Origin of the sequence: Pseudomonas sp. PB103 (genome assembly GCF_009764635.1) — a bacterium.
GTDB lineage: Bacteria > Pseudomonadota > Gammaproteobacteria > Pseudomonadales > Pseudomonadaceae > Aquipseudomonas.
Genome location: NZ_RWIL01000123.1, coordinates 155,148 through 180,303, shown reverse-complemented (window position 1 = coordinate 180,303; position 25,156 = coordinate 155,148). Strand labels below are relative to the sequence as shown.

General features: G+C 60.1%; 23 protein-coding genes. 9 read left to right on the top strand and 14 right to left on the bottom strand.

The window, feature by feature from the left end:
- Positions 1-25: 25 nt before the first annotated feature.
- The 3 genes from EJA70_RS22405 to EJA70_RS22395 all read left to right on the top strand — a co-directional run bounded on the left by EJA70_RS22405 (position 26) and on the right by EJA70_RS22395 (position 2,885).
- Positions 26-1,051: a putative 2-aminoethylphosphonate ABC transporter substrate-binding protein gene (locus EJA70_RS22405; RefSeq protein WP_034153698.1), complete on the top strand. Its 1,026-nt coding sequence runs from the start codon at positions 26-28 to the stop codon at positions 1,049-1,051.
- Between the two features lie 143 nt (positions 1,052-1,194).
- Entirely contained in the window at positions 1,195-2,328 is a 1,134-nt protein-coding gene (locus EJA70_RS22400; RefSeq protein ID WP_256677718.1) for a TIGR03364 family FAD-dependent oxidoreductase, read from the top strand.
- A complete protein-coding gene (locus tag EJA70_RS22395; RefSeq protein WP_158833586.1) occupies positions 2,328-2,885 on the top strand; it encodes a phosphonate degradation HD-domain oxygenase in 558 nt (185 codons plus the stop codon). Before EJA70_RS22400 ends, EJA70_RS22395 begins: the two co-directional genes overlap by 1 nt.
- 129 nt (positions 2,886-3,014) lie before the next feature.
- Here EJA70_RS22395 and EJA70_RS22390 read toward each other — a convergent pair whose 3' ends face one another.
- Together EJA70_RS22390 and EJA70_RS22385 are read right to left on the bottom strand one after the other, a co-directional pair.
- Positions 3,015-4,391, bottom strand: a complete 1,377-nt coding sequence (locus EJA70_RS22390; protein ID WP_158833584.1) for a GTPase/DUF3482 domain-containing protein — start codon at positions 4,389-4,391, stop codon at positions 3,015-3,017.
- Positions 4,384-5,757, bottom strand: a complete 1,374-nt coding sequence (locus tag EJA70_RS22385; protein ID WP_158833582.1) for a DUF2868 domain-containing protein — start codon at positions 5,755-5,757, stop codon at positions 4,384-4,386. Before EJA70_RS22385 ends, EJA70_RS22390 begins: the two co-directional genes overlap by 8 nt.
- 85 nt (positions 5,758-5,842) lie before the next feature.
- Between EJA70_RS22385 and EJA70_RS22380 the strand changes: the two genes are divergently transcribed.
- Entirely contained in the window at positions 5,843-6,355 is a 513-nt protein-coding gene (locus EJA70_RS22380) for a dihydrofolate reductase (protein WP_158833580.1), read from the top strand.
- A gap of 110 nt (positions 6,356-6,465) precedes the next feature.
- On the opposite strand, the gene EJA70_RS22375 is transcribed toward EJA70_RS22380, so the two are convergent.
- Positions 6,466-7,857: an L-cystine transporter gene (locus EJA70_RS22375; protein WP_008088428.1), complete on the bottom strand. Its 1,392-nt coding sequence runs from the start codon at positions 7,855-7,857 to the stop codon at positions 6,466-6,468.
- Between the two features lie 241 nt (positions 7,858-8,098).
- Here EJA70_RS22375 and EJA70_RS22370 point away from each other — a divergent pair, with 241 nt between their 5' ends.
- Complete coding sequence (locus tag EJA70_RS22370) at positions 8,099-9,160, top strand: haloacid dehalogenase-like hydrolase (RefSeq protein WP_158833578.1); 1,062 nt, start codon at positions 8,099-8,101, stop codon at positions 9,158-9,160.
- Positions 9,161-9,414: 254 nt separating this feature from the next.
- On the opposite strand, the gene ilvD is transcribed toward EJA70_RS22370, so the two are convergent.
- From ilvD to EJA70_RS22340, 6 genes are all read right to left on the bottom strand, one after another.
- Positions 9,415-11,256, bottom strand: coding sequence for a dihydroxy-acid dehydratase (ilvD, locus tag EJA70_RS22365; RefSeq protein ID WP_008088424.1), 1,842 nt, complete (start codon positions 11,254-11,256; stop codon positions 9,415-9,417).
- 255 nt (positions 11,257-11,511) lie between these two features.
- Positions 11,512-12,735 (bottom strand): MFS transporter, encoded by a 1,224-nt coding sequence (locus tag EJA70_RS22360; RefSeq protein ID WP_158833576.1) that lies wholly within the window; start codon positions 12,733-12,735, stop codon positions 11,512-11,514.
- Positions 12,728-13,705 (bottom strand): diiron oxygenase, encoded by a 978-nt coding sequence (locus EJA70_RS22355; RefSeq protein ID WP_158833574.1) that lies wholly within the window; start codon positions 13,703-13,705, stop codon positions 12,728-12,730. Before EJA70_RS22355 ends, EJA70_RS22360 begins: the two co-directional genes overlap by 8 nt.
- Positions 13,702-14,775, bottom strand: coding sequence for a SagB family peptide dehydrogenase (locus tag EJA70_RS22350; RefSeq protein WP_158833572.1), 1,074 nt, complete (start codon positions 14,773-14,775; stop codon positions 13,702-13,704). The genes EJA70_RS22355 and EJA70_RS22350 overlap by 4 nt, the downstream gene beginning before the upstream one ends.
- Before the next feature lie 444 nt (positions 14,776-15,219).
- Positions 15,220-16,416: a class I SAM-dependent rRNA methyltransferase gene (locus tag EJA70_RS22345; protein ID WP_008088415.1), complete on the bottom strand. Its 1,197-nt coding sequence runs from the start codon at positions 16,414-16,416 to the stop codon at positions 15,220-15,222.
- Positions 16,417-16,739: 323 nt separating this feature from the next.
- Positions 16,740-17,279: a type 1 glutamine amidotransferase domain-containing protein gene (locus EJA70_RS22340; RefSeq protein WP_158833570.1), complete on the bottom strand. Its 540-nt coding sequence runs from the start codon at positions 17,277-17,279 to the stop codon at positions 16,740-16,742.
- A gap of 227 nt (positions 17,280-17,506) precedes the next feature.
- On the opposite strand from EJA70_RS22340, the gene EJA70_RS22335 reads away from it, so the two are divergent.
- From EJA70_RS22335 to EJA70_RS22325, 3 genes are all read left to right on the top strand, one after another.
- Positions 17,507-18,319 carry an HDOD domain-containing protein gene (locus EJA70_RS22335; protein WP_178116960.1) on the top strand — a complete coding sequence of 271 codons (813 nt, stop codon included), beginning with the start codon at positions 17,507-17,509 and terminating at the stop codon, positions 18,317-18,319.
- Positions 18,320-18,331: 12 nt separating this feature from the next.
- On the top strand, positions 18,332-19,144 hold the full coding sequence (gene mutM, locus EJA70_RS22330) for a bifunctional DNA-formamidopyrimidine glycosylase/DNA-(apurinic or apyrimidinic site) lyase (RefSeq protein ID WP_158833566.1): 813 nt from the start codon (positions 18,332-18,334) through the stop codon (positions 19,142-19,144).
- A gap of 69 nt (positions 19,145-19,213) precedes the next feature.
- Complete coding sequence (locus EJA70_RS22325; RefSeq protein ID WP_158833564.1) at positions 19,214-19,537, top strand: multidrug transporter; 324 nt, start codon at positions 19,214-19,216, stop codon at positions 19,535-19,537.
- A gap of 75 nt (positions 19,538-19,612) precedes the next feature.
- Here EJA70_RS22325 and EJA70_RS22320 read toward each other — a convergent pair whose 3' ends face one another.
- The 5 genes from EJA70_RS22320 to EJA70_RS22300 all read right to left on the bottom strand — a co-directional run bounded on the left by EJA70_RS22320 (position 19,613) and on the right by EJA70_RS22300 (position 24,336).
- Positions 19,613-19,864: a YfhL family 4Fe-4S dicluster ferredoxin gene (locus EJA70_RS22320; RefSeq protein WP_003213796.1), complete on the bottom strand. Its 252-nt coding sequence runs from the start codon at positions 19,862-19,864 to the stop codon at positions 19,613-19,615.
- 145 nt (positions 19,865-20,009) lie between these two features.
- Positions 20,010-20,489: a pantetheine-phosphate adenylyltransferase gene (gene coaD / locus EJA70_RS22315; RefSeq protein WP_008088403.1), complete on the bottom strand. Its 480-nt coding sequence runs from the start codon at positions 20,487-20,489 to the stop codon at positions 20,010-20,012.
- Positions 20,490-20,604: 115 nt separating this feature from the next.
- Complete coding sequence (locus EJA70_RS22310; protein ID WP_158833562.1) at positions 20,605-22,200, bottom strand: GMC family oxidoreductase; 1,596 nt, start codon at positions 22,198-22,200, stop codon at positions 20,605-20,607.
- Positions 22,201-22,331: 131 nt separating this feature from the next.
- The gene (locus EJA70_RS22305) at positions 22,332-22,877 is read right to left on the bottom strand and encodes a twin-arginine translocation pathway signal protein (RefSeq protein ID WP_158833560.1); all 546 of its coding nucleotides are present in this window, start codon (positions 22,875-22,877) and stop codon (positions 22,332-22,334) included.
- 28 nt (positions 22,878-22,905) lie between these two features.
- The gene (locus EJA70_RS22300; RefSeq protein ID WP_158833558.1) at positions 22,906-24,336 is read right to left on the bottom strand and encodes a coniferyl aldehyde dehydrogenase; all 1,431 of its coding nucleotides are present in this window, start codon (positions 24,334-24,336) and stop codon (positions 22,906-22,908) included.
- 146 nt (positions 24,337-24,482) lie between these two features.
- On the opposite strand from EJA70_RS22300, the gene EJA70_RS22295 reads away from it, so the two are divergent.
- Positions 24,483-25,154 carry a TetR/AcrR family transcriptional regulator gene (locus EJA70_RS22295; RefSeq protein ID WP_008088393.1) on the top strand — a complete coding sequence of 224 codons (672 nt, stop codon included), beginning with the start codon at positions 24,483-24,485 and terminating at the stop codon, positions 25,152-25,154.
- Positions 25,155-25,156 lie beyond the last annotated feature (2 nt).

Below are 25,156 nucleotides of genomic sequence, written 5' to 3'. Positions count from 1 at the left end.
TTCAACTCATTACAGGAAAACGATCATGTTCAAGCCTATGGCCCTGGCCGCTGCTGTGCTCGCTACTTTCAGCCTGAATGCCTTCGCGGCAAAAACCGAGTTGACGGTGTACACCGCCCTCGAAGCCGAGCAACTGAAGTCCTACAAAGAAGCCTTCGAAAAGGCTAACCCGGACGTCGAGATCAAATGGGTGCGTGATTCCACCGGGATCATCACCGCGAAACTGCTCGCCGAAAAGGCCCGTCCACAGGCTGACGCGGTGTGGGGCCTGGCGGCTTCCAGCCTGGCGATCCTCGACCAGCAAGGCATGCTGCAAAGCTACGCGCCGAAGGATCTCGGCAAGATCGGCGCGAACTACCGCGACGCCGCCAACCCGCCAGCGTGGGTCGGTATGGACGTCTGGGCCGCGACCATTTGCTTCAACACTGTCGAAGCCGAGAAGCAGGGCCTGAGCAAACCGGTGAGCTGGCAGGATCTGACCAAACCTGAGTACAAGGGCAAGATCGTTATGCCCAACCCGGCGTCGTCCGGCACCGGTTTTCTCGACGTCAGCGCTTGGCTGCAAACCTTCGGCGAGAAGCAGGGTTGGGCGTACATGGACGGTCTGCACCAGAACATCGGCCAGTACGTTCACTCCGGTTCCAAGCCTTGCAAGTTAGCGGCGGCGGGCGAGTTCCCGATCGGTATTTCCTTTGAATATCCGGCGGTACAGCTGAAGCGTCAGGGCGCGCCACTGGACATCATCCTGCCGAAAGAAGGTCTGGGCTGGGAGATCGAAGCGACTGCGGTGATCAAAGGTACACCGCATGAAGAAGCGGCGAAGAAACTGGCGGACTTCTCGGCGAGTGCTGAGGCGATGGATCTGTACAAGGAGAACTTTGCGGTTCTTGCGCAGCCGGGGATTGCCAAGCCGCAGACCGAGTTGCCGGCGGATTATGAGCAACGTCTGATCAAGAACGACTTTGCCTGGGCCTCGAAGAATCGCGACGAGATCCTGACCGAGTGGCGCAAACGTTATGACGGCAAGTCCGAGAAAGTGGCTGCCAAGTAAGATCTTAATCGACTGACAGGGCCTCATCGCTGGCAAGCCAGCTCCCACAGGGTTTTGCGGTGAACACGAATTTTGTGAACACCTCGATACCTGTGGGAGCTGGCTTGCCAGCGATGACGGCCTCTCATTCAGAGCACCTCTATATGACACAACACAAAGACCTGCTCATCGTCGGCGCCGGCATTCTCGGCCTATCGCACGCCTACGCCGCCGCCAAACGCGGCCTCAAGGTCGCCGTTTTCGAACGCACCGCCACGCCCCTCGGCGCCTCGGTGCGCAACTTCGGCCAGGCCCTGGTCACCGGCCAGCCGCCAGGCCAAATGCTTGAGCTAGCCAAAGCCAGCCGCGAGATCTGGGGCGACTGGGCGCAACTCGCCGGCCTGCAAATCAAGCGCAATGGTTCGTATTTGTTCGCCCGCACTGAAGCCGAAGAACATCTGCTCGAAGCCTTCTGCAACGGTCGCGCCGTGGAACACGGTTACAACATTCAACTGCTGCGCGGCGCCGCCCTGCGCGATCTCTACAACGGCCAGTTCAGCCATCACCGCGCCGCCCTCCACGGCATCGACGATCAACAGTTGTACTCACGCGAAGCGATCCCGGCGCTGATCGATTACTTGCGCCGCGACCTCGGCGTCGAGTTTCACTTCTCCACACTGGTGCGCGACGTCGAACCCTGTCACCTGCACAGCACCGCCGGCAGCTTTACCGCGAAGCAAATCATCGTCTGCTCCGGCCACGATTATCAAACCCTGCTGACCGAGCCGATCGCTGCGCTCGACCCGCAAATCTGCCGCCTGCAAATGCTTCGAGCCAAACCGCAGATCAATCTGAATCTGCAACACGCCTTGCTCACCGGCCTCAGTTGCGTGCACTACGGCGCCTTCGCCGATCTGCCGGAAGCGGCGGCGGTGCAGGCGCAGATCCTCCGTGAACAACTGCACCTGCACGACAACGGCATTCACCTGCTGATCAGCCCGACGCCGTACGGCGAACTGATCATCGGCGACTCGCACCATTACGGCAGCGACGCTTCACCGTTCAACGCCGAGCAAGTGGACAACTGGATGATCGAACTGGCCGAGCAGACCCTGGGCTGCAAAGTGCAAGTGGTCGAGCGCTGGCAGGGCGTCTATGGTGCTCGGGGGGCGGGGCCGTTTTCGTTGCTGCGCCCGGCACCGGGGTTGAGTGTGGCGCTGATGCATACCGGCGTCGGCATGAGCGTCGGCCCGGCGATGGCCGAACGCAACGTTGCACAGTTGTTGGAGGAAATTTGATGACAGGTCACGAGCAAACCGTCGCCAATGTATTCGCGCTGTATGAGCGTTTTGGCACCAGCGATTACATCGGCGAACCGGTGTCACAGATCGAGCACATGTCCCAGGCCGCTGAACTGGCGATCGCCGAGGGTTTTGATGATGAAGTGGTGCTGGCGGCGTTCTTTCATGACATCGGCCATTTGTGTGCCGAAGGCGCGGAGAACATGGGCGGGTATGGCGTGGTCAGCCATGAGCGGCTGGGTGCGGATTATTTGCGCGAGGCCGGTTTCAGCGAGCGGCTGGCGCGGCTAGTGGAATATCACGTGCAGGCCAAGCGGTATCTGACGCTGCGTGAGCCGGGGTATTTCGAGCGGTTGAGTGAGGCGAGTCGGCGGACGCTGGAGTATCAGGGCGGGGTGATGACGGAGGCTGAGGCGGATGAGTTTGAGCGAGATCCGTTGTGTGCCGTCAGCCTGCGCATGCGCCAGTGGGATGAGTTGGCCAAGGAGATGGCGGTGCCGGTGATGGATTTGGTCGTATTGAAGGAGAAAGCGGCGCGATTGTTGGCTGCTTAGGTCTTGGAACCGGGTTGCTGCCATCGCTGGCAAGCCAGCTCCCACAGGTTTTTCGGTGAATACAATTTTTTGTGATCAGCCGAGATCCCTGTGGGAGCTGGCTTGCCAGCGATGGGGCCAGGTCAGGCACTAGAGCCCTTTGGCTAACGCCTCAATCTGCTCCTGCCTTTCCGCCTGATTCAACTTCGCCTGCGGATTCAACGACGACCACTGCGGATGCGCCCGCGCCTTGTTCAGCGCCTCAGGCAACTTGCCCTCACGCCAGGTTTTATCCTGCGGAGTAGCGACCTGAACCGCATCCATCGCCGCATGCCCCCGCTGATCCAGCGCCAACACCAACTGCCGCTGGCGCAACGCCAACAGCCGCAACACCCCGTCATCCACTGTCAACTCACGCTGCCCTTTGATCTTGCCGAGCAACCGACTGCCATAACTGCGCGCCGTCTGCAGCGCACCCCCGGCAATCGCTCCTGCCAACGCCGCTGCGCCAAGGGTAATCCCGCCAACCAGCAAATCCACACCAGCCCCTGCCGCCGCACCGGCAGCAATTCCGCCACCCACCCGCACACCAAGTTGCTTCAAGGTTTCCGGGTTGAACAAATCGTCGCCCCAGCGCCCATCGAGCAACGGCAAATCACTCGCCGCCGCATCCTGCGGACGAAACGCATACAGCTTGAGCAACGCCTCAACACACTTCTGCTCGCGCTGACGGACAGCCTTGCGCAGTTCGCTGATGGCTTGCTGTTCCTGCTCGGCTTCGTTGACAACACTGCGCCGACAAGCCGCACAGTCGATCAATAACTCAGCAATCAATCGCGCCGCACTTTGCTGACGCGCCAGGCGCTGAGCCTGTTGATCAGCAATCAACCGTTCCAATTGCGGACGGGCATTTTCCAGCAGCAGCGCAAGGCTTTCATAGAGCCGCCGCTCGCCATCTTCAGGCGGCGCCACGCTGTCGAAACGCACCAACGCATGCAGCCCCAGCCGCGCCAGCGCCTCGCGCCAATCCGGCTCGCGATGGTTGGCGCTGCTGACAAAATTCAGCACCGGCAGCAGCGGTTTGCCACAACTGGCGAGGACTTCCAACTCATCACGATATTTGGCCAACACCGGTTCGCGGGCATCAATCACATACAAACCGGCGTCGGAAGCGAGCAATTGCCGCAGCACTTTGGCTTCTTGCTCAAAGCGCTGGCGCGCCTCGCTGCCGTCGAGAAACCGCGTCAGTCGCGCCGGGCCATCGAGGCGTTCGCCGGGGCGTTCCAGGCGTTCGAGAAAATCCAGCAGGGCGATGGCATCTTCCAGCCCCGGCGTGTCGTAGAGGTCGAGCAACGGCTCGCCGTCCACTGACAACCGCGCGCCTTCGACATGCCGTGTGGTGCTTGGGCGATGAGACACTTCGCCGAAGCCGACATCGCGGGTCAACGTGCGCAGCAGCGAGGTTTTACCGACGTTGGTGTGGCCGACCACCGCGAGTTTCAGCGGCGCTTTCCAGGCATCAGTCATGACCCGTCTCCAGCCAGTTCAACGGCGCGCAATCGGCAAACTCCAGATCAAGCTGTTGCAGCGCTATGTGCCAGTCGCCGAGGCGTTCGGCGTCCAGCGCTTCGCCGGGCGGCGCTTGCAGCAGCCACACGCGGGTTTCGCCAGCGCTGCGCGCCAGCTCGGCGATTAGCGCGAGGCTGCCACGATCCGGCGAGCGCCGTGGATCGCAGGCAATCGCCAGACGTGCTGGCGGAAAGCGGCTCAATTGTTCGAGGAGTTTGTGCCGTGACTCGCGGCTGTCGAGGATGCCAGCATTGCTGACATTTTTCGGCAGCGCGGGCGGCCATGGGCGTTGTTCGTCGAGTTCGATGGCGACCAGCAATGCGCCTTCGCTGGCGAATTCGCCAACGCTGCTTTCGACACGATGCAGTTGCGCAGGCTCCGGATCGTTGACGCCGAGGCGTTCGCTGGTCGGCATCAGGCGTTCACGCAATTGCGCGTAGCCGGGCAGGTTCAGGTCCAGACGCAGCGCGGTTTTGCCGCTGTTCCAGCGCCAGAAACACAACAGCGTCAGCAGCAGTCGCGGCAGCACGCCATACACCACCAACACGCCGACCAGCCAGGTTGCCCAGGCCTGACGAGCGCTTTCGATGTCGAGCGCGCCGTCGCCGCTGGCGCGGATCATCTCCACGGTTGGCACATTGAAACCGAGCAGCGACGGCAGATAACCGAGTGCGTGAGTGACATGGATAAAGGTGTCGGCGCTAAGAATCGTGGTTTCCCAGACGAAGCCGTAGCGCCGGGTCGCCATCAGCGTCAGCAGCAGAATCAATGCGCTGAGCATCGCCAGCAACCACAAGCCGTTGACCAGCGTACCGAGCGCCCAGCGATTGAGTTTCTTGCGTTGCAGCATTAGTAACAGTGCCGGCACCAGTTGCGCGGCTTTGGCGTCGCGGGCCATTTTTTCGCTGAGCCACAGCCACAATCGTCCAAGGGTGGCGCCGTGTTCGCCGGCGAAGATCAAGCCCAGCAACCAGCTCAGTAGCAGAATCAGGTTCAGCCCGAGCAGGCTGCCCAAGGCCCAGAACACATTGACCGGCGTCTGGCCGAGTGCGGCGAAGGCCAGACCGGCGCCGCTCAGTACCGCGAAGATCATCAGCAACACCAGCGCCAGACGCGCGCCTTGCAGCCAGTGTTTGAGTGCGGCCGTCAGCCCGTCACGTTCGGCCAGCCATAACGCCCGGCGTTGAATGCGGCTCGGCAGATCGCCGCCAGCGGTGCGCGCCAGACGATTGGCTTCCAGATCTTCGAGGGTGCCGGCGTGTTCTTCGCGCAGGCGCACGGTCTCGGTCAGCCAGAGGTTTTGCAGTTGAGTCAGTTCAGTCACGCGCCATTCCGTCGCTCAATTGAGCGCTGAGCATAACCGCTGTGGCGCTTATCGGGGTAAGCGCGGCTCTGGTATCCTCGCCGGCATGACTAAATCACTCCCCCTCAGCCTGATCGCAGCCCTCGGTGAAAACCGCGTGATCGGTGTCGACAACAGCATGCCCTGGCACCTGCCGGGGGACTTCAAATACTTCAAGGCCACGACCTTGGGCAAGCCGATCATCATGGGTCGCAAGACCTGGGATTCGCTCGGTCGGCCATTGCCGGGGCGCTTGAACATCGTGGTCAGCCGTCAGGCCGATCTGGTGCTCGAAGGTGCGGAAGTTTATCCGTCGCTGGAAGCCGCAGTGGTTCGCGCCGAGGAATGGGCGAAAGGGCAGGGCGTTGATGAGTTGATGCTGATTGGCGGCGCGCAGTTGTACGCGCAAGGGCTGGCGCAGGCGGATCGTCTGTATCTGACGCGCGTGGCGTTGAGCCCGGAGGGGGATGCGTGGTTTCCGGAGTTTGATTTGAACCAGTGGAAACTGGTGTCGAACGTGCCGAATCCAGCTGAGGGCGATAAACCCGCGTACAGCTTTGAGGTTTGGGAGAAAGCCTAAATTGTGGCGAGGGGATTTATCCCCGTTGGGTTGCGCAGCAGCCCCAAAATAATGGGGTCGCTACGCAACCCAACGGGGATAAATCCCCTCGCCACAAGTATGTGTTGCAGTTAAGCCTGAGCCAGCTCCGCATGCTCATCGGCATCCAGCAACTCTTTATCAGTCTGCTGCATCACCTGACTGGTAATCGCACCCGCCGTGATCGAACCACTCACGTTCAACGCCGTACGCCCCATATCAATCAGCGGTTCAACCGAAATCAGCAACGCCACCAATGACACCGGCAAACCCATCGCCGGCAGCACGATCAGCGCCGCGAACGTCGCGCCGCCACCGACACCGGCCACACCCGCCGAGCTCAGCGTCACAATCGCCACCAGCGTCGCGATCCACAGCGGATCCAGCGGGTTGATGCCCACGGTTGGCGCAACCATTACCGCCAACATCGCCGGGTACAAACCGGCGCAACCGTTCTGGCCGATGGTCGCACCGAACGATGCAGCAAAACTGGCCACCGATTGCGGAATCCCCAAACGACGGGTCTGCGCCTCAATGCTCAGCGGAATGCTCGCCGCGCTGGAACGGCTGGTGAACGCGAACGTCAGCACCGGCCAGATCTTGCGGAAGAAACGCAGCGGATTGATCCCGGCGGCCGACACCAGCAAGCCGTGCACGACAAACATCAGGCCGAGACCGAGGTACGACACCACGACGAAACTGCCGAGTTTGATGATGTCCTGCAGGTTGGAACCGGCGACCACTTTGGTCATCAGCGCCAGCACGCCGTACGGGGTCAGCTTCATCACCAGACGCACCAGACGCATCACCCAGGCTTGCAGGGTGTCGATGGCGTTGATCACTTTCTGACCTTTCTCGACGTCATCCTTGAGCAGCTGCAGCGCGGCAACCCCGAGGAATGCCGCGAAAATCACCACGCTGATGATCGACGTCGGCTTGGCCCGCGCCAAGTCGGCGAACGGGTTTTGCGGGATGAACGACAGCAGCAGTTGCGGCACATTCAGGTCGGCGACCTTGCCGGCGTAGTCGGTCTGAATGGTTTGCAGACGAGCCATTTCCTGGGTGCCGGCGACCAGACCCTCGGCGGTGAGGCCGAACAGGTTGGTCAGGCCGATACCAATCAGCGCCGCAATCGCGGTGGTGAACAGCAGGGTGCCGATGGTCAGGAAGCTGATCTTGCCCAGCGACGAAGCGTTGTGCAGACGCGCCACGGCGCTGAGGATCGAGGCGAACACCAACGGGATGACGATCATTTGCAGCAACTGCACGTAGCCGTTGCCGACCAGATCGAACCAGCCGATTGAGGTTTTCAGCACCGGGTTGCCGGCACCGTAAACGGTGTGCAACGCCACGCCGAAGGCCACGCCCAGCGCGAGTGCGAGCAGGACTTTTTTCGCCAGGCTCCACGTGGTGTGGCGGGTTTGCGCCAGACCGAAGAGCAGGGCGAGGAACACCAGCAGGTTGAGAATCAACGGTAGGTTCATGAGAACTCCAGAAAGACTTTGCCAACAGCCTTCCGGGGCTGCTGCGAACCGGCAAGCCTAACAGCTTGATTTGCAATGATTTAATACCGAAATCTTAGGGTGTCCGTCGTTTTTGGAATAAGCGCGTGTCGCTCTCGGCAATGCATCTGGCGCAAATAGCGGCGTGGGCGGTCGCTGACAGACGAGGACTGTCATACACATTTGTTAGCGTCGATGCTTTTACATCAGGGAGAAAGCGTCGATGAAGTTCGCACCGAAATTTCTGGCTGTCGCACTGGCTGTGGGCATGGGCCTGGCTTCTCAGGCTTTCGCCACCGACCTGAAATACTGGCCCGCCGATCAGGCCAAAGCGCTGGACGCGATGATCGCGGCCAACGCCAACAAAGGTAACTACGCGGTGTTTGACATGGACAACACCAGTTACCGCTACGACCTCGAAGAGTCCTTGTTGCCGTTCATGGAGAACAAGGGCCTGATTACCCGCGAAAAACTCGACCCCTCCTTGAAACTGATGCCGTTCAAGGACACCGCCGACCACAAGGAAAGCCTGTTCAGTTACTACTATCGTCTCTGCGAAGTCGACGACATGGTCTGCTACCCGTGGGTGGCGCAGGTGTTCTCCGGTTTCACCCTCAAGGAACTCAAAGGCTACGTCGATGAGCTGATGGCTTCGGGCAAACCGGTGCCGGCGACTTATTACGAAGGTGATGTGGTCAAAACCCTTGACGTGCAGCCGCCGAAAATCTTCACCGGTCAGGTTGAGCTGTACAACAAGTTGATGGAGAACGGCATCGAGGTTTACGTGATGACCGCCGCTTCCGAGGAACTGGTGCGCATGGTCGCGGCGGATCCGAAGTACGGCTACAACGTCAAACCGCAGAACGTCATTGGCGTGACCACGCTACTGAAAAACCGCGAGACCAACGAACTGACCACCGCGCGCAAGCAGATCACTGCCGGCAAATATGACGAGAAGGCCAACCTGGGCCTGGAGTTGACGCCGTACCTGTGGACCCCGGCAACGTGGATGGCCGGCAAGCACGCGGCGATCCTTACTTACATTGATGAGTGGAAAAAACCGGTGTTGGTCGGTGGCGATACGCCGACCAGCGACGGTTACATGCTGTTCCACGATGTTGACGTGGCGAAGGGCGGGATTCACTTGTGGATCAACCGCAAGGACAAATACATGACGCAGTTGAACGGCATGATGGCCAAACATGCAGCGGCGCAGGCGAAGGAAGGGTTGCCGGTGACGGCGGACAAGAACTGGGTGATCGTCAAACCTGAAGAAATCCAGTAACCCCCAAAATCCCCTGTAGGAGCCACCGAAGGCTGCGATCTTTTGATCTTGTTTTAAGGGCAAAATCAAAAGATCGCAGCCTTCGGCAGCTCCTACAGGGATCGGGTTGATGGTTCCCACGCTCTGCGTGGGAATGCAGCCCGTGACGCTTCGCGTCACTGGACGCGGAGCGTCCCTTGAGACATTCCCACGCAGAGCGTGGGAATGATCAGCCCCGCACTTGGCGGGGCATTTTTATTGCTGCGATTTGATGCTTACAGCCCGTCAAGCATCGCTTTGTTACGCACAGCACCTTTGTCGGCGCTGGTCGCCAGCAGGGCGTAAGCCTTGAGGGCGGTGGTCACTTTGCGTGGACGAATTTCGACCGGTTTCCAGCCTTTCTTGTCCTGCTCGGCGCGGCGTGCCGCCAGTTCTTCGTCGCTGACCAACAGGTTGATCGAACGGTTCGGAATGTCGATCAGCACTTTGTCGCCATCCTGCACCAGGCCGATCGCGCCGCCGGCCGCAGCTTCTGGCGAAGCGTGACCGATGGACAGACCGGAAGTACCGCCGGAGAAACGACCGTCGGTGAGCAGCGCACAGGCTTTGCCCAGGCCTTTGGATTTCAGGTACGACGTCGGGTAGAGCATTTCCTGCATGCCCGGGCCGCCTTTCGGGCCTTCGTAGCGAATGATGACGATGTCGCCAGCCTTCACTTCGTCAGCGAGGATGCCGCGTACGGCGCTGTCCTGGCTCTCGAAGATCTTCGCGTTGCCTTCGAATACGTGGATCGACTCGTCGACGCCTGCGGTTTTCACCACGCAGCCGTCGAGCGCGATGTTGCCGTACAGCACAGCCAAACCACCTTCTTGCGAATAGGCATGCTCGAAGCTGCGGATGCAGCCGTTTTCACGGTCGTCATCCAGGGTTTCCCAACGGGTCGACTGGCTGAACGCTGTTTGCGTCGGGATACCGGCCGGGCCAGCCTTGAAGAAGTGATGCACCGCTTCATCGGTGGTCTGGGTGATGTCCCACTTGGCGATGGCTTCTTCCATGCTGCGGCTGTGTACGGTCGGCAGGTCGGTGTGCAGCAAACCGCCACGGGCCAGCGAACCGAGGATGCTGAAAATGCCGCCGGCGCGGTGTACGTCTTCCATGTGGTACTTCTGGATGTTCGGCGCGACTTTGCACAGCTGTGGAACGGTGCGCGAAAGACGGTCGATGTCGCGCAGGTCGAAATCGATTTCGGCTTCCTGGGCGGCAGCGAGCAAGTGCAGGATGGTGTTGGTCGAACCGCCCATGGCGATGTCGAGCATCATCGCGTTCTCGAACGCCTTGAAGTTGGCGATGTTGCGCGGCAATACCGACTCGTCGTTCTCGCCGTAGTAACGCTTGCACAGCTCGACGATGGTGCGGCCAGCCTGCAGGAACAGCTGTTCGCGGTCGCTGTGGGTAGCGAGGGTCGAACCGTTGCCCGGCAGTGCAAGGCCGAGGGCTTCGGTCAGGCAGTTCATCGAGTTGGCGGTGAACATGCCGGAGCACGAACCGCATGTCGGACAAGCGCTGCGCTCGTACTCGGCGACTTTCTCGTCAGAAGCGCTTTCGTCGGCGGCGATCACCATGGCGTCGACAAGGTCGAGGCCGTGGGACGCGAGTTTGGTCTTGCCGGCTTCCATCGGGCCGCCGGAAACGAAAATCACCGGAATGTTCAGGCGCAACGCAGCCATCAGCATGCCCGGGGTGATCTTGTCGCAGTTGGAAATGCACACGATGGCGTCGGCGCAGTGGGCGTTGACCATGTACTCGACGGAGTCGGCGATGATCTCGCGGCTCGGCAGCGAATAGAGCATGCCGTCGTGGCCCATGGCGATGCCGTCATCCACGGCGATGGTGTTGAATTCTTTCGCTACACCGCCGGCGCGTTCGATTTCGCGGGCGACCAGTTGGCCCAGATCCTTCAGGTGCACGTGGCCCGGTACGAACTGGGTAAACGAGTTGGCAATGGCGATGATCGGCTTTTTGAAGTCGTCATCTTTCATCCCGGTGGCGCGCCACAGTGCGCGGGCGCCGGCCATGTTGCGGCCGTGGGTGGATGTTTTCGAGCGGTAATCTGGCATGGAGCACTCCGGGCGGCTAATCAGGTACTAAATGGGAGTGAGCTTCTATTAACGTCTGGAACACTCAGAAATGGCCGTGTGTCCGGAAGCTGCCGATGACGTTGCGGGATCGCCGCTGGTCTCAGCCTGAGCTCATAAACCCGCCGGGGGATGAATGGCGATGAATCAGGCGATTCTACACCGCTGGCGTCTGGAGGGAATGGCGCAAAGTGTTGTTCCAGCGCCGACGGTGTGTGCGACGTGACGACCGGCAGGCTAATCGCCGCCAATGGCGCTGGCCTCGCAGACTCTGGCGCGCTGGCTGATACGCCAGTTGAGCATCAATGCCACGCCGCTGAGCAGCATAAAGCTGTAGCCCAGTGTCGATTGCAGGTTGGCTGTGCTCAAGCTGATCAAGGCGCTGATCAGCCCGCCGCAAATAAAGATGAGGGTACTACCGGCCGAGGCTGAAGTGCCGGCCGCCTCGGGGAACAGGCCCATGGCCCTCGACGTCGCCGCCGGGCGAGTAATGGTGGTGCCGGCGGTGCAGATCAGCATCGGAATCAGCACGGTCGCCGGCGCCAGGGCAAAATTCGAGGACAGGTAGAGCATCGCCAGTCCCGCCAAGAGGATCAGGCTCAAGCCGACGATGATTTGCTGGCCGGGCGTTATCCTGCGACTGAGTAGCGTGGCGACGATGCCGCCAACCACATACGCGGCCCCGTAAACCAGCAGGATCAGCGAAAAGTCATAGGGCGCCAATTGCAGTTGGTCCATGAAGATCAGCGGTGAAATGACGATGAACGAGAAGTGGCAGGCAAAGGCGAAGGCCGAGATCAGCCAGTAACCGACAAACTCGAAATTTCCCAGTACCCGTCGATATGACCGAGTGAAACCCAGGCGTGTGCCGCTGTGGGCCGGACGGCTGTTGTCCAGAAACGCCCAGGCCTTGATCATCACCACGGCGGCCAGCGCGACAAACACCCAAAAACTGCCGCGCCAGCCAAGCCAGGCTTGCAGGAACGTGCCGGCCAGCGGTGATACCGAGATGAACAGCCCCGAAGCCGTGACCATCAGGATACGCAGTCGATCACGCTGTTCGCCTTCGAACAGATCCTGCACGAGGGCCTGGGACAGCACGAAACAGCCGCAACCCAAGGCCTGCATGAGCCGGAACAGCAGAAACAGCCGGTAATCGCTGGTGGCCACGCAACCGAGGGCACCGAGAATCGAAATCGTCATGCCCAACAGCAGCAAACCCTTGCGCCCGATGACATCGGACAGGGGGCCGATCAGCAATTGAGCGAAGGAAATGCCCACGGCGAACAGACTGATCGACAGCGCGATATCCGCCGGGGTGCTGCCGAAGTGTTCGGCCAGCGCCGGAAACGAGGGCAGCAGGACATCCAGTGGAAATACCCCCAGCAGCACCATCGCCAGCAGCAGACTGACTGCTCCGCGCCGTTGGCGGGTGGTTACCACAGATTTTCCTTCATCCATCGATCAATCCTGCCTTGGCAAAAAGTTTCTGGTTGTGGGCGAGTGCGAAAAATCCGGCTTTTCTCAGGGCATCGAGCGTCGCGGTTGCACCCGTTCTGGCGCGCTGACGGCTGGCTTTGGCGTTGATCAAACCATCGAGAATTTCCCTGATAGCGCTGTCGGCGATAGCCTCACTGCGCAGACTTTGTTGCAGCCATTGCTCATCGACCTCGAAAAAAATCCTGATGACCTCCAACAGTATTTTTGCGCTGAACATGCGCTGGCGGCTGTTCAGGGTCAGCCAGAGGTAATGAAACACCTCGGCGAAATAGCGGCTGTGACGGGCCTCGTCAGCGAGGTGATCGCGCAGCATGTCGCTCACACTGGATACCAGACTGTCGCGGCAAACGTCGAGCAACTCCCGGGCAATGATGGTTTCCGACACGAATCCAAGCAGAAACCAGGCCAGCGGGCGGTTGCCTTCCGGGGTGCGTGCAATCAATGCGTTCAAGCGAGTGATGCGCAACGGCATCGCCGGGCGATCGGTGATGCCATGCAGGCGGGCGATCTGTTCGGCGAGTTGATGGGAAAACAGCGCATGATAGCCCTCGTCGGTGTAGAGCTGCAGGGCGGCGTTTTTCATGCGCGAGGGCACGTAGGCGGGCAACTCGCCGTGGACGATGGTTTCGACGGCCCGGTTGACGATGCGGTGTTCGAGCAGTGTGGTGTAGTCGAGAAAGTGCACCAGATGCCTGGCCGCCAGGCTGTGGGTGACTGCGCTGCCCGCAGCCTGGATGACAGGGTGTGCGAGGTACGGAAGAAAGGCGGGTGGAAACCAGTGGCGGGTTTCCAGTTGCTGCGCCAGATCCGGCGGCAGTTGGTAATCGTGTTGGCTGGAACGTACCGAAGCGCGATTGTTCCAGTCGCTGAGAATGAACTTGTGTGCCCACGACTCGGGGGCTTCGGTCTGCTGCTGAATCTGTGAGCTCATGTTTGGGCCTGCTGCAACAGATCCTGCATTTCCTGGCACATCGCCTGACCGTCGCTGGCGCCACAACCGACGAAGAACAGCGGTTGTTCCGCGCTGCCAGTGATGCTCAGCAAGGTTTCGACCTGATCATCCGAGAACGCTCCGGTCAGCCAGGTTCCGAGGCCCAGTGCGGTGGCCACCAGTTGGAAGGACTGCGACAGATGGCCCGCTTCGACGAATGCCATGCGATAGGCTCGGGAATGCTCGTATTTCCACCAGAGTTTGTCGAAGCGCGCGGTGATGAACAGCCCCAGCGGCAAGTTGTTGATGAAGTGTTGGCCGCCGAGCAGCAGGCCCAGCGCCGACTCCGGCAGTGGGTTGATAAGGCTCAAGGCATGTTCTGCCGGATGATAGGCATAGACGCCGGGCTGCAGGCCGCTGACGTTCTGTGCCAGAACAAAGCCCTCGCAGGCATTCAGTCCACCACCCGAGGGGCTGCTGCGACGCGCGTCGAGACCGTTGGCAATGCTGTCGTCGCGGTCGTCGTCGCGCTCGTGTAAATAGCCGAGGGATAGATAGAGCAGGGTGGCGACATCATTCAATGTGATCGCTTCACCGGTATAGGAACGGCAGGTTTTGCGCTCGCGCAGCGCGTGGCCAAGGCTGTCATCGGTCAACACGCGGGACGCCGGGAGCGCGATGCGCGGCTGCGTGCTCTGTGCCGGGCGCTCTGTCGCGGGCGCCGGTTTGGCCAGCACTTCATTGCAGTGGCTCAGGTATTGTCTGGACCACTCTTGGATATTCTGCGGTGGTTGTTCGCACGGAATGTTTTGTGTGCCGATGTGATAAATCTTCGACAGTTCATCCCAGCCCCATTCTGGGCTGTCAATCTTTGAAGTAGTTATTATTCCTGCGTTTAATAGTTGGGTGTCTATTATATTGTCTTGATTGAACAAGTTTGGGTTGTTGATAAGTTTTGCAAGTCTACAAGAGTAATCAAGATCCAGTTCGTGCTGGAGGTGGTCTTTGTAATTCCAGACTATTAATCCGGGCGTGCGCGGCAATATGAATAAGTACGGATTGATGTGCATGTTCAATGCTTCACTCTGGAGATGTCTGAAGGACGCTGGGGTGCCGGCACTCCCCAGCGTCCTGACTTACTTAGCGGGCTTTAGGGGCAACCAGAAAAGCCAGGTTTGCGATTTTGTTAGTTTCCAGAGTAATTGCTTTCATAGTATGAACTCCTTGTTCATCGAGATTGAATGCCACCTCGTGGTGACAACTTAATCATAGTTTGTAATTGATTAATGGCAAGCGGAGATTAAGTAGGAAGATTCCGTAAATTTGTCGGAGCAAACCTTGCTTCAAGCCTGTGTTTGTAAGTTGTTTTCCTCTGTTTTAAAGACGCAGAGAAATTTCCTGCACGCGGCCAGGAAGTTAGTTGTAGGAAAAGAAAAAACTGAATGGCAATCGACGGCCTTGCACCGCCCGAAAACAAGCGGGGAGCCCTTGGGCTCCCCGCTTTTGCTCGGCTATCAGCTGTTAGGCAGCAGGCGGCAGGTGATGCTCTTGATGTAGCGCGTTTCGGGGATCGCCGGGTGCACCGGGTGATCCGGGCCCTGACCGCCGCGTTCGAGCATCTGGATGTTGCGATCCAGGTGACGGGCGCTGGTCAGCAGGATGTTCTGCAGATCATCTTCCGGCAGGTGCATCGAGCACGAAGCGCTGACCAGGATGCCGTCCTTGTTGAGCAGGCGCATGGCTTGCTCGTTCAGTCGACGGTAGGCGCCTTCACCGTTTTTCATGTCTTTCTTGCGTTTGATGAACGCTGGAGGGTCGGCGACGATCACGTCGAAGCGTTCTTCGCTGGCTTTCAGCTCTTTCAGCGCTTCGAAGACGTCGCCTTCGATGCAGGTCATCTTGTCGGCGAAACCGTTCAGCGCAGCGTTGCGCTCAACGCCGTCGAGGGCGAAAGCCGACGCATCGACGCAGAACACTTCACTGGCGCCGAAAGCGGCAGCCTGCACGCCCCAGCCACCGATGTAGCTATAAAGGTCGAGAACGCGTTTGCCTTTGGCGTACGGCGCCAGGCGTGCGCGGTTCATGCGGTGGTCGTAGAACCAGCCGGTTTTCTGACCCTGGATGACCGGGGCTTCGAATTTCACGCCGTTCTCTTCCAGCGCCACCCACTCCGGCACCAGGCCAAACACGGTTTCGACGTAGCGGTTGAGGCCTTCGGCATCACGTGCCGCAGAGTCGTTCTTGAACAGGATGCCGCTTGGCTTGAGCACTTGGGTCAGCGCCGCGATCACGTCGTCTTTGTGCGCTTCCATGGTCGCCGAGGCGATCTGCACGACGAGGATGTCGCCGAAACGGTCAACCACCAGGCCTGGCAACAGGTCGGAATCACCGTAAACCAGACGATAGAACGGCTTGTCGAACAGGCGATCGCGCAGCGACAGGGCCACGTTGAGGCGATGGACCAGCAGCGATTTGTCCAGTTGCAGCTTGATGTCGCGCGACACCAGACGGGCGCAGATCAGGTTGTTCGGGCTCATCGCTACGATGCCCAGCGTTTTGCCGCCGGCGGCTTCGAGGATCGCCTGATCGCCGGCCTTGAAGCCGTGCAATGGGGTGGCGGCCACATCGATTTCGTTGCTGTAGACCCACAAGTGGCCGTTGCGCAGGCGACGGTCGGCATTGGCTTTGAGGCGCAGGCTAGGCAGGGACATGACGTCGCTCCGGAAAAAAGAGCGGGAGTATAGCGCGTCAGGCCGGCTGATTGGCCGGCAAATGGACATGTGGTGCGTTCCCAATGTGGGGGGATTTACCTGTGGCTAGGGGACTTATCTGTAGCGAGGGGATTTATCCCCGTTGGACGGCGCAGCCGTCCCAAGGCCATCTGACACGGTATGTCTGATACACCGCGCTGTCAGGTTTTGCGACTGCTGCGCAGCCGAACGGGGATAAATCCCCTCGCCACAATAGATCAGTGTGAAAGGAGAAAAGCATTCCCATGTGGAAGTGGGCTTGCTCGCGAAGACTGCCTTGAAAGCTAGGCAGACAGTGTATCGATCAACTCTTTGCTGAACGCCGGAATATCATCCGGCTGCCGGCTGCTGATCAGGTTGCCGTCCTTGACCACTTCTTTGTCCACCCAGTGCGCGCCAGCGTTCACCAGATCATCCTTGACGGTTTTATAGCTGGTCATGGTTTTGCCATTGACCAGCCCGGCGGAAATCAACAGCCAGCTGCCATGACAGATCACCGCGATCGGTTTGCCGGCCGAGGCGCCGGTCTTGACCAGATGCTGGGCATCCTGATCGATACGAATAGTGTCGGAGTTCTGCACGCCGCCGGGCAGCACCACGGCGTCGTACTGCTCAATACTCGCCGCCTGGAAAGTCTGGTCGACGGTGAAGTCGTCCGCCGGTTTGTCGTGATTCCAGCCTTTGACCTTGCCGGCCTCGGCCGAAAGGATGTCGACCTGCGCGCCAGCCTGCTCCAGCGCCTGCTTGGGACCTGTCAATTCAACCTGTTCGAAACCATCGGTTACCAAAAAAGCGACGCGCTTGCCGTTGAGGGAGGTGGCCATCGATAAGCTCCTGAGTCTGTGGGGATTTGTTGCCGCACCGGACAGAAATTGTCCGTCGGGCCTTACGAAATCCGAAGCCTGAGCTTGAATGAAAGTTCCTCCGATGTGCCCATTGGTGTGTCCCCGTCCAGTTTCAGCGGTTAGAATCGCCGCCTGTCCCAGAGTGTGTACTTATGTCCCAAGAGCTGACCACCGAACAGATTCAACAATCGCTGCAAGGCATCAGTGTGCCCGCGCAACCGCAGATCATGGTGGATCTGCAAATGGAGCAGTACATGCCCGACCCGGACCTGGAGGTGATCGCCAAGCTGATCGCGCAGGACCCTGGCTTGTCCGGCTCGCTGCTGAAAATCGTCAACTCGCCGTATTACGGCTTGAGCAACAAGATCACCTCGATCCAGCGTGCGGTGAACCTGTTAGGCAGCCGTTCGATCATCAACCTGATCAATGCGCAGTCGATCAAGGGCGAGATGAACGACGACACCATCGTCACCCTCAACCGTTTCTGGGACACCGCCCAGGATGTGGCGATGACGTGCCTGACCCTGGCCAAACGCGTCGGCACCCAGGCCGGTGACGAGGCCTACGCCTTGGGCCTGTTCCACGATTGCGGCGTGCCGCTGATGTTGCAGCGCTTCCCCAATTACATGACGGTGCTGGAAAAGGCTTACGCCAACGCCAGCCCGGAATGCCGCGTGGTCGACACTGAAAACAGCGAGTTCAACACCAACCATGCTGTGGTCGGTTACTACACCGCCAAGTCGTGGCGTCTGCCGGAACACGTCAGCGCTGCCATCGCCAATCACCACAATGCCTTGGCGATTTTCAGCGATGAATCGTCGCGCAACAGCCAGCTGAAAAACCTGCTGGCGATCCTGAAGATGGCCGAGCACATTTGCGCCTCGTATCGCGTGCTGGGCAATCAGACCGAAGATTTCGAATGGAACGCGGTCGGGCCGCTGGTACTCGATTACGTAGGGCTGTCGGATTACGACTTCGAAACCCTCAAACAAACGATCCGCGACCTCGGCGCGCATTGATTCGAGAACACCATGCCTGAATTGCCGGAAGTCGAAACCACCCGCCGCGGCATTGCCCCGCATCTGGAAGGCCAGCGCGTCAGCCGGGTGATCGTGCGTGATCGGCGCCTGCGCTGGCCGATCCCGGAAGACCTCGATGTGCGCCTGTCGGGGCAGCGCATCGTGCTGGTCGAACGGCGGGCCAAGTATCTGCTGATCAACGCCGAAGTCGGCACGTTGATCAGCCATTTGGGCATGTCCGGGAATTTGCGTCTGGTCGAAGTCGGCCTGCCGGCGTTGAAGCATGAGCATGTCGATATCGAGCTGGAATCGGGTCTGGCGCTGCGCTACACCGATCCGCGCCGGTTCGGTGCGATGCTCTGGAGTAACGATCCGCTCAATCATGAGCTGCTGATTCGTCTCGGGCCGGAGCCGTTGACCGATCTGTTCGACGGCGAGCGGCTGTTCCAGCTATCGCGCGGGCGGTCGATGGCGGTCAAGCCGTTCATCATGGACAACGCGGTGGTGGTGGGCGTCGGCAATATTTACGCGACCGAAGCGCTGTTCGCTGCCGGGATTGACCCGCGTCGCGAGGCCGGCGGCATTTCCCGCGCGCGTTATCTGAAGTTGGCGATCGAGATCAAACGCATCCTTGCTGCTGCCATCGAGCGCGGCGGCACCACGTTGCGTGACTTCATCGGCGGCGACGGGCAGCCGGGCTATTTCCAGCAGGAGCTGTTTGTTTATGGCCGTGGAAACGAACACTGCAAGGTCTGTGGCACCGGTTTGCGTGAGGTGAAACTGGGCCAGCGCGCCAGTGTGTTCTGCCCGCGCTGTCAGAGCTGAGGCAAACGGCTGAAACAGTCCTACGGTCTATAGTGAGTTGTCTCACTGTTCAGCCCGAAGGATCGTGCCATGAAATCCTTGCAAGTCCTGTTTGTCACCCTGCTGCTGTGTACCAGTCTGGCCGCTCAGGCCACGCAGAGCGGCAGCGGTGATCCGCGCTACACCATCCAGAATCCCCCGGCCTACGCGATGATCGGCGACTTGCTGATTGCCCGACCTTTATTGGTGGTGGCGACAGTGATTGGTGCGGGGGTGTTTGTCGTGTCGTTGCCGTTTACCGCGTTGGGTGGCGGGGTGGGCGATGCGGGACAGGCGTTGGTGGTGGATCCGGCGAGGGCGGCGTTTGTGCGGTGTCTGGGGTGTACGGGAGAGGGGGTTGAGCAGCGCGAGTGAAAAGATCGCAGCCTGCGGCAGCTCCTACATGAGATCTGTGTAGGAGCTGCCGCAGGCTGCGATTTTTTTAGCGATTCAGGCCTTGCCGGTGATCAGGCGGTACTTTTCCATCAACTGCTCTTCAGTCTCCGGATGCGCCTCGTCCAGCGGGATGCAATCCACCGGGCAGACCTGTTGGCATTGCGGTTCGTCGTAGTGGCCGACGCACTGGGTGCACAGGTTCGGGTCGATCACGTAGATCTCTTCGCCTTGGGAGATGGCGGCGTTCGGGCACTCGGGTTCGCAGACGTCGCAGTTGATGCAATCGTCGGTGATGATCAGGGACATGCTAACTCCAGCCGGGGCGGCAGGCCCGGGCGCTATAAATCAATGCGCGCAATTGTGCCGCATTGGCGAGCGCAGTGCACGCGGGTGCGATCAAGGGCACTGATAGCTGCGATCAAAAAACAAAGATCGCAGCCTTCGGCAGCTCCTACTTTTTAAAGCGTAGGGTCAGGGCGTCGGCCACGGCGGGGTGGACGAACTTGCTGATATCGCCGCCCAGCGCGGCAATTTCCCGCACCAGCGTCGACGAAATGAACGAATAACGCTCGGACGGGGTGAGAAACAGGCTCTCGACATCCGGCGCCAACTGGCGATTCATGTTGGCCAGCTGAAATTCGTATTCGAAGTCCGACACCGCACGCAAACCACGCAGGAACACGTTGGCGTTTTGCTCTTTGGCGAAATGCGCAAGCAGCGTCGAGAAACCGACCACTTCCACGTTCGGCAGATGGCTGGTGACCTCGCGAGCCAGTTCAACCCGTTGTTCCAGTGGGAACAGCGGATTTTTCTTCGGGCTGGCAGCGACCGCAATAATCACGTGATCGAACAGGCGCGAGGCGCGTTCGACCAGATCGCCATGGCCCTTGGTAATAGGGTCGAAGGTACCTGGGTACAACACTCGGTTCATCGCGTCGTCCTGGCGGGAGTCCGTTGGGGAGTCGGATGGTATCGCAGCCGTCCCGGTCGGCCAAGTCGCCTGTTGGGTAAGAAAGCACTATAGACGAGGGCAATTATCCGCTTTTTCATGGATTTTTCAGCCGCTCGGCGAGGGCCGTCGCCAGTTGCGCGGTCAGGCCGTACACCGACAGCTGCGGGTTGGCGCCAATGCTGGTGGGGAAGAGCGAGCCGTCGTGAATCGACAGATTACCCAGTTGATGATGACGGCCGAGGCTGTCGGTGACGGCGGTTTTCGGGTCTTCACCCATCGCGCAGCCACCCATGACGTGGGCGCTGCCAAGGCGCGTGCGGTACAGCTCAAGGCTCAGGCCATCGATCAGCGTGCGCGCTTCGGCCAGGCTGTTCACGTAACGGGCGTCGGCGTGCATCGGCATCACCGACTTCGCGCCGCCGGCGAACTGGATTTCCGCCATGACGTGAAAGGCTTTGCGCAAACCTTCCCAAGCGTACGGCGACACCGGGTAGTCGAGCACCGGCGAGCCGTCACCGCGCAATTCCACGGCGCCGCCGCTGCTGTCCGGGTGAAAACCGTCACGCAGCAAGGCGAGCATGGCGTGGGTGTGCGGCAGATCGGCCATGTGCTGCGCGTTCTCCTGGCCGAAACCACCGAGCAACGTCGCCGCCAGTGCCGGGTGCAGCGGCGGCACTTCGAGTTTGAACGCCATCGGCCCGGTGGTGCCGTCCTTCCACTGAAAATGGTCGGAGTAGATCGACTGCGGCGCTCCGTAGAACGGATTGACCACCTCGTCGAAGCGCGCGGCGGACATGTTCACCGGATGCAGAAATGTACGCTTGCCGACATTCTTGTGCGGATCCGGCGCATCGGAGCGCAGTAGCAACGCCGGGCTGTTGATGCCGCCGCCAGCCAGCACGTAATGCCGCGCCATGACCGTGATGGTGCGCCCGGTCGGTTCGACGCAGCGCTCGTCCATCGCCACGCAGTGCAGGCCGGTGACTTTGTCGCCGTTGATCAGCAGTTTGTCAGCGCGGGCCAGATAGAGCAGTTCACCGCCCTTTTCCAATGTCGCGGGAATGGTAGTGACCATCATCGATTGCTTGGCGTTGGTCGGACAGCCCATGCCGCAGTAGCCCAGATTCCAGCAGCCGCGTACGTTGCGCGGGATCACGTGCCAGCTGTAGCCGAGTTGCTCGCAGCCTTTGCGGATCACGTCGTTGTTGGCGTTGGGCGGCACTAGCCACGGCGCGACGCCGAGGCGCTGTTCCATTTTCTCGAACCACGGCGCCATCTCGGCGACGCTGTGGCCCTTGACGTTATGTTCCCGGGCCCAGTGTTCGAGGGTCGGTTCGGGCGTGCGAAAGCTCGATGTCCAGTTGATCAACGTCGTGCCGCCGACCGCGCGACCCTGCAGGATGGTGATCGCGCCGTCCTTGCTCATGCGGCCGATGCCTTCCTGATAAAGGCTGCTGTAGGCCTGATCTTCAAGCATCTTGAAGTCGGAGCTGGTTTTCAGCGGGCCTTCTTCGATCAGCAGGACTTTGTAACCGGCGGCGCTGAGGATTTCCGCGGTGGTGCCGCCACCGGCACCGCTGCCGATGATCGCGACGTCGGCTTCCAGGGTCAGGTCGTCGCTCAGTTGTGCGCCGTTGTAGGCTTTCCAGCCTCGGGCGAGGCCTTCGCGGAACGGGTCGGGTACGGGCATCGGTCAGATTCTCTTTATTATTTTGGATGCAGGGTGTGGCCGCTGGCCCCTTCGCGTGCAAGCTTTACTCCTACGGGCTTAACGCAAATCCTGTAGGAGCAAAGCTTGCTCGCGAAGGTCGCGCCTCAATTTCAGACGGTAGGCGGGCCGGGATAACCGCAATGCGCCCAGGATTCGGCGCGGGTGTACCAAGCCATCATCACCATCTGCTGCAACGAGCTATGCCCCATGCGCAACAGACGCAATGAACTGTTCTCCCAGCGCTCAAGGAAGTTGCGCATCGCCTCGGCACTGGCATTTTCCCAGCTGCCCCAGATGCCGGTGAGCGGCCCGCGCGTCACGGCCATGCCCAGCACATCGAACAGTTGCCGGGTGAGTTTGAGCATTTCCGGCGACAGGTGATCGAGGCTGTAGTCCAGCGACTTGAGCGTGCCGTCGACAGCACCGGGCATTTTCTCGGCGGCCACGGCGCCGTCGAGCATCACTGGAATCAGCGCGCGCAGAAACAGCAGGTCGCCATCGCGCAAGGTGATGAAACCGTTGGCCGCGATGCTGGAGGAACAACCACTGAGGCTGGCGCCAAGGCCGGCGGTGGCGAGGAACGCCGTGGCACCGAGGCTGAATTTCAGCAGGCCACGGCGTGACAGCGCAGGTGTTTCGGTCAGGCTTGGGTGCATTGTTGTTATTACCCGGCGATGACGAACGTTAGCGAATAAACAGCTTCTGGATCAGTTTCTGAATCGATTTGCCGTACGGCGGGTAGATCAATTTGGCCGCGTTGAAGCGCTGTTTGATCAATACGCCTTTGGCCTTGCTGAAGGTCAGGAAACCTTCATGCCCGTGGTAATGGCCCATGCCGGATGGGCCGATGCCGCCAAACGGCATATCGTCCTGCGCGACATGCAGCAGCGTGTCGTTCAGGCACACGCCGCCCGAGTGGGTTTCGTGCAGCACGCGGTTTTGTTCGCGTTTGTCGTAGCCGAAGTAGTAAAGAGCCAGAGGTCGCGGGCGCTGATTGATGTAAGCGAATGCCTGCTCCAAGTCCCGATACGGCACGATCGGCAGCAACGGGCCGAAGATTTCGTCCTGCATCACGGTCATTTCGTCGCTGACATTCAACAGCACACTGTGCGGCATGCGCCGGCCCTGGCCCTGTTCGAACAATGGAATCAGCAGCGCGCCCTTGCTGGTAGCATCGCTGACGTAGCCATTGAGTCGCGCCAACTGACGTTCGTTGATGATCGCCGTGTAGTCCGGGTTATCGGCGAGGGTCGGATAGAAGCTCTGCACCGCTTGGCGATAGGCTTCGACGAAGCCGCCGACGCGGCCTTCCGGCACCAATACGTAATCGGGGGCGACGCAGGTCTGCCCGGCATTCAGGGTTTTGCCGAAGGCGATGCGCTCGGCAGCATCCTTCAGTGGCGCGTCGTGGGAGACGATGGCCGGCGACTTGCCGCCCAGTTCCAGGGTGACAGGCGTGAGGTTCTCGGCAGCCGCGCGCATCACATGCTTGCCGACGCTGGTGGAACCGGTGAACAGCAGATGATCAAAGGGCAGGCGCGAGAACGCGACGCCGACGTCAGCCTCGCCGAGCACCACGCAGACCAGGTCTTCGGGAAACACCCGCGCGAGCAGTTCCTTGAGCAACAGCCCGGTGGCCGGGGTCGATTCGCTGAGTTTGAGCATCACCCGATTACCCGCCGCGAGTGCGCCGACCAGCGGGCCGATGGCCAGGTACAACGGGTAATTCCACGGGACGATCACGCCAATGACGCCCAGCGGCTGGTAAATGACCTTCGCCGCAGCAGGCTGGAACGCCATGCCGACGTGGCGCCGCGATGGTTTCATCCAGCCCCTGAGTCGGCGACTGGCGTAATGAATGCCGTGCAGGCTCGGCATCAGTTCGGCAAGCAGGGTTTCGTCGGCGCTGCGATGGCTGAAATCCGCGCTGATGGCGTCGATCAAGGCCTGGCGCTCGCTGCTCAGCAGATCGCGCAATGCCTTCAACCATTGCTGGCGCTGGGCCGCAGGTGGCATCGGGTTGGCGGCGTACGCAGCGCGTTGCCCGGCAAACAAACGGTTGAGCTCTTCGAGAGGCTGTTGCAGCGTTTGCAGGTAGGCAATATCGGCAGTCATCGTAGGCTCCGGATTTCTTGTAATGATGAACTTTTTAGAGTCTATGCTCTACAAAGTCAAATGACTTCCGTGTGCAGCTTTGTTTTATCCATTTCCGGATAGGTCGTAAGATGCCCCTCACCGCACTCTGAATTAAAGCTCAAGCCATGGCCCCACGAATAAAAACCAGCGAGCGCATCGTGCAGAACAGCCTTGAGCTGTTCAATCAACAGGGCGAGCGCAGCATCAGCACCAACCATATTGCCGCGCACATGGAGATTTCTCCGGGCAACCTGTACTACCACTTCCCCAACAAGCAGGCGATCATCGCCGTGTTGTTCAGTGAGTACGAAGCCTTGGTCGACAGCTTTCTGCGCCCGCCGCAGGGGCGTGGCGCGACGGTGGAAGACAAGCGCTTCTATCTCAAGGAGCTGCTCTCGGCGATGTGGCGTTACCGTTTCCTGCATCGTGATCTTGAGCATCTGCTCGACAGCGATGCGGAACTGGCCGCCCGTTATCGGCGCTTCTCGCAGCGTTGCGTGATCCAGGGCGCGGCGATCTACGAAGGGTTCGTCGCCGCCGGGATCCTCAAGATGGATCGCGTGCAGATTGAATCGCTGACGCTCAACGCCTGGATCATCCTGACGTCGTGGGTACGCTTTCTGTGCACCACCCGCGAAAACTCCAACCACCTCAGCGAGCAGGCCGTTAAACGCGGCGTGTATCAGGTGCTGGTGCTCGAAGCCGGGTTTGTCACCGATGAAGCGCGCGATCAGGTCAATGCGCTGTTCGACGAGTTCTACGTGCCGCTGGCCCAGGCCCTCGAAGACGTGAAATAAAC